Source organism: Bacillota bacterium (genome assembly GCA_024655925.1).
Taxonomy (GTDB): Bacteria; Bacillota; DTU025; order DTU025; family JANLFS01; genus JANLFS01.
In genome coordinates this window covers 1-4,347 of sequence record JANLFS010000155.1, presented here as the reverse complement: position 1 = coordinate 4,347, position 4,347 = coordinate 1, and the positions used below count along the sequence as shown (strand labels likewise).

The following is a 4,347-nucleotide window of genomic DNA, read 5'->3' as shown; positions in this document are numbered from 1 at the left end:
TGGCCCTTTCATTTTTGTATACCATCTCGTGTGCCCAGACACTGTCGAACTCGGGTACCCGAGACTCAAACTATAAGGCTGCCGGCGCGCCTCAGGGGTGTGGTGGTGGGTGGGTGTGGGAAGAACTGAATCTGCTTTTCGACTCGGAACGTAAGGGCCGCGACCCAGATTATTCGTCGGTGATTGAGCCCTGAGCGCTCGAACTAAATGCCCTCCGGGACTTGAGGGTGAGCCGCGTGCCAGAGGTACCTGTGCGCGGTGCTCGCATTCTTGCCTGACCCCATACTTTATTTCCCACTCTTGTATGAAGTCACGATTGACAGGCAGAATGTGTTAATGTACAGTATTAATCAGTGGAGAGAATTAACAGCGCTTTTGCAGGGTTTCCGGAGGGACGAAGTCTCTGATAGTCGGTAGGTAGCAGAAGGCTTCTTGTGAGGGGCGGTTGTCGGACGGGGAGACATTCGCCTTGAGGAGGAAACCTCCACGAACCTGAAGATCCTTAAGTACGTCTTGAAGCGGCTGCTTCAGACTGTCGTACTCTTGCTGGCCGTAACAGTCGTCGTGTTCTGGGCAATGAACCTGGCCCCCGGGAATCCGGCCGAGATAATGCTGGGTCAGGACGCGACCCCCGAGAATGTCGCCAAACTCATGAAGGAAATGGGCTTGGATCTGCCCCTGCACGTGCAGTACGTTAGGTTTCTTCAGAACCTATTGAAGGGCGACCTGGGAAACTCGTTTCGCACTCGTAGGCCCGTCGTGGAGGAAATCGGACGCGCATTCCCCGTCAGTGTACAGGTTGCGGCGATATCCGTAGCTGTATCCGCCGTCATCGGCGTGACGATCGGAGTGATCTCGGCGGTCAGGCAGTACTCCGTCCTCGACAGTACGGTAAGATTGGGCGTGTTGGCAGGCGTCTCTATCCCCACATTCTGGCTGGGCCTCCTGCTGATATACCTCTTCTCCGTGTATCTCCGGATTCTTCCCAGTTCAGGCTGGGGCTCGTGGCGTCAGGCAGTTCTGCCGTGTCTGACGCTGGCCACGTTCCCCCTGGCCCTGTTCGTCAGACTCACGCGTTCGAGCATGCTGGAGGTCATCCGACAGGATCACGTGAGGACTGCGCGGGCCAAGGGGCTTCCGGGCGGGACCGTGGTCAGGCGCCACGCCCTTCGCAACGGGCTTGTCCCTGTGGTGACTGTGGTCGGGCTGCAGTTCGCCTCCCTGATTGGCGGATCCGTGATGACCGAAACGGTGTTTGCGATACCGGGGCTCGGCAGGACCCTCGTAATGGCCGTGTATTCGCGCGACTACCCCGTCATCCGTGGCTGCACTATCTTGGCGGCATCGGTTTTCGCAGTAGTGAATCTGGTCGTGGACGTACTCTATACGTTCTTGGACCCGAGGATCAGGTACGAGTAAGCGACATAGAACGATTCGAGGATCGGGGCGGGGGGCATGTTCTGGAAACGTCTCAAGAGGGATCGGAACGCTATCTTGGGGCTGGCCATTCTCATCGTGATGGGATTGGTGGCCCTTTTTGCGCCGATCATATCCCCGCATGACCCGACGGACCAGAGCCTCGAACACCAGAGGGAGAAGCCGACAAGGGAACACCCCTTCGGGCGCGACATTTTCGGTAGGGACATTCTCAGCAGGATCATCCACGGGTCCCGGCTGACCCTGTTGGCGGGCGGATTCAGCGTGGCTCTAAGCACCGTCGTTGGGACGTTCCTCGGGATAGTCTCCGGCTACTACGGCGGCTGGGTGGATAGCGTGGTCATGCGATTCATTGACATTCTGCTTTCCTTTCCATATTTTCTGCTCGCCATACTCATGGCGGCGATCCTCGGGCCGGGCTTGTGGAAGGCGTGCGTCGCGGTCGCGGTGGCTAGCATGCCGAGGACTGCCCGTGTGGTGCGGGGATCGGTACTCGCCATTCGGGATGTCGAATACATAGAGGCGGCCAGGGCCATGGGAGCCACCGACTCGTGGATAGTGGTCAGGCACGTGTTGCCCAACGTCGCCGCCCCGATAATCGTGCTGGCGACACTGGAGTTGGCGGGTGCCATACTACATACGTCCGGCCTCAGTTTCCTCGGGCTGGGCGCTCAACCCCCGAGCGCCGAGTGGGGGCTAATGCTGAACGAGGCCAAGGGATACCTGACGACCGAGCCTCACATGAGTTTCTTTCCCGGACTGTTCACGGCGATACTGGTGTTGGGTTTCAATCTCTTCGGTGACGGCCTCAGAGACATCCTTGACCCAAGACTAAAGTAGGAGGGGTGAGCCAGGTGACAGCGAAACGGTTTCTGCAAGTCGTCTTAACCGCTGTTGTACTGTCGGCCGTTGCTTGTGTGGCGATCGGGTGCGGACAACGGACTGCCGAGAAACCCGCGACACCGCAGAAGGAGGGCGAGGAAGCGAGAGGCGGGGTGCTGAGGATAGGTACAGGCACAGACGTGTTGACATTCGACCTACCTAACTATCGCAGCACCATGGATCTCCTCGTCGGGGACCTCGTGCTGGACACGCTGGTTACGATGGACGTGGAAATGAAGCAGCTTCTACCCAGGCTCGCGGTCTCTTGGCAGCAGGTGAACGATACGACATACGTATTCGACCTTCGCAAGGGCGTCACTTTCACCGACGGAACGCCATTCAACGCAGAGGCCGTCAAGGTCAATTTCGAGAGGACGGCGAAGGCGCTCAAAGGAAGCCGTTTCTATGGCGCGATCTCATCGGTCAAGGTGTTGGACGAATACAAAGTCGAATTCGCATTGAGCAAACCGTTTGCCCCGTTCCTTACTAACCTCGCGCAGCCGATTGGAGTGGTCTACAGTCCGGAGGCTCTTAAGAAATATGGTGAGGACATCTATAAGAATCCCGTCGGCACCGGGATGTTCAAACTCGAGGAGTGGGTTCCGAACGACCATGTCACCCTGGTTCGGAATGACAAGTATTGGGGTACCCCGCCGAAGCTGGAAAAGGTGATCTTCCGGCCGATTCCTTCCGAGACAACCAGGCTCTTGGCGTTCAAGAGCGGCGAGCTCGATGTAATAGAGAACGTGCCCCCTCATGAGGTCGCGGGACTCAAGAACGATCCGAATTACCTCGTCATCATGTCCCCGCAAATGAGGACATTCTGGGTGGGGTTCAACTGCGGTGATCCAGTGCTGAAGGATAAGAACGTCCGGAAGGCCATCGCGCACGCGATAGACCGCAAGCAGATATGCGCACACACGCTCGAGGGGCTCGCCAGAGAAGCGTCTTTCGGGCTGATCCCGCCCGAGGTTATGCCCACCGATCCCCCTCTCGAGAACAAGTTCGACCAGGAGCTCGCCAAGCAGCTGCTGGCCCAGGCCGGGTACCCCAATGGCCTGGAGTTGGCGATGTGGACCACCGAGGGCCGCTACCTCAAGGACAGGCAGATAGCCGAAGTGGTCCAGGGGCAACTCTCCAAGGTCGGCGTCAAGCTCAAGATTCAGGTCATGGAATACGGCTCCTATGTTGACGCCCTGGCCAGGCACGAGCAGCAGATGTGGCTCATAGGGTGGGCGTTCTCCAAACATCCGGATTCGTATTTCACCGGTTGCTTCCACTCTGCGAGCAAGGCCAACTGGTCAAACTACAAAAATCCCGCGTTGGACTCGTTGATTGACGAGGCCGTGAAGGTCACGGATCCCGAGGCGTCCAAGAAGCTCTATTGGGAAATTCAGAAGGTATTGATAGACGATGCCGTGGCGATACCCATATATTACATGCAGGGTATCTACGCGACCACGAGCAAAGTGCACGACTTCGTCGCACACCCGATGGAGGTATTCGATTTGTCCAAGACGTGGGTGGCCAAGTAGGGGACCGCGGTCAAGCGCGAGGGGAGGATCGAGGGTGATGCACGACTCGCAATCCCTTGGGGCTTATCTGGCCAGATTGCAGGACTTGTTCCCGCGCGGCCTGGTGTGCGTCAATCGCGAGGTGTCTCCTGAGTTCGAGGTCAGCGCCGTCTTGGAGCACTTGGAGCGGAAGGGGCGGTTTCCCGCGGCGCTGTTCACGAACGTGTGCAACCTTCAGGGGGAACCGGGCCACAAGGTGGCCATCAACCTGATGGCCGACAGGCGTTCCATCGCGGTCGCGCTGGGGATGAGTCCCGGGGACGTGGGGATATCCCTCACCCAGGAGGTGTCGAGACGGGCCAGCAACCCCCTGGACTTCCAGGTTGTGGACCCGGCTGAGGCCCCGGTCAGGGAAGTTGTGCTGAGGGGTGACGACGTGGATCTGGGTCGTTACCCCATCTTGAGATTCCACGAGCTGGACGGTGGGCATTACTTCACGGTGCCCGTGGCGGCA

At 58.5% G+C, this 4,347-nt stretch carries 5 protein-coding genes; all 5 read left to right on the top strand.

Annotated features, from left to right (window positions below; all coding sequences use genetic code 11):
• The coding region (locus NUW23_15175; GenBank protein MCR4427500.1) for a hypothetical protein at positions 1-194 on the top strand (194 nt) is incomplete at its 5' end.
• A gap of 304 nt (positions 195-498) precedes the next feature.
• Positions 499-1,419: an ABC transporter permease gene (locus tag NUW23_15170; protein MCR4427499.1), complete on the top strand. Its 921-nt coding sequence runs from the start codon at positions 499-501 to the stop codon at positions 1,417-1,419.
• A 36-nt stretch (positions 1,420-1,455) separates the two neighbouring features.
• The gene (locus NUW23_15165) at positions 1,456-2,277 is read left to right on the top strand and encodes an ABC transporter permease (GenBank protein MCR4427498.1); all 822 of its coding nucleotides are present in this window, start codon (positions 1,456-1,458) and stop codon (positions 2,275-2,277) included.
• 14 nt (positions 2,278-2,291) lie between these two features.
• Positions 2,292-3,854 carry an ABC transporter substrate-binding protein gene (locus tag NUW23_15160; protein MCR4427497.1) on the top strand — a complete coding sequence of 521 codons (1,563 nt, stop codon included), beginning with the start codon at positions 2,292-2,294 and terminating at the stop codon, positions 3,852-3,854.
• Positions 3,855-3,891: 37 nt separating this feature from the next.
• On the top strand, positions 3,892-4,347 hold a 456-nt coding region (locus NUW23_15155), incomplete at its 3' end, for a UbiD family decarboxylase (protein MCR4427496.1).

What these genes read in the sequence shown, in the direction of transcription:
- NUW23_15165 (MCR4427498.1), top strand. Translation starts at nt 1,456, where the DNA reads ATGTTCTGGAAACGTCTCAAGAGGGATCGGAACGCTATCTTGGGGCTG.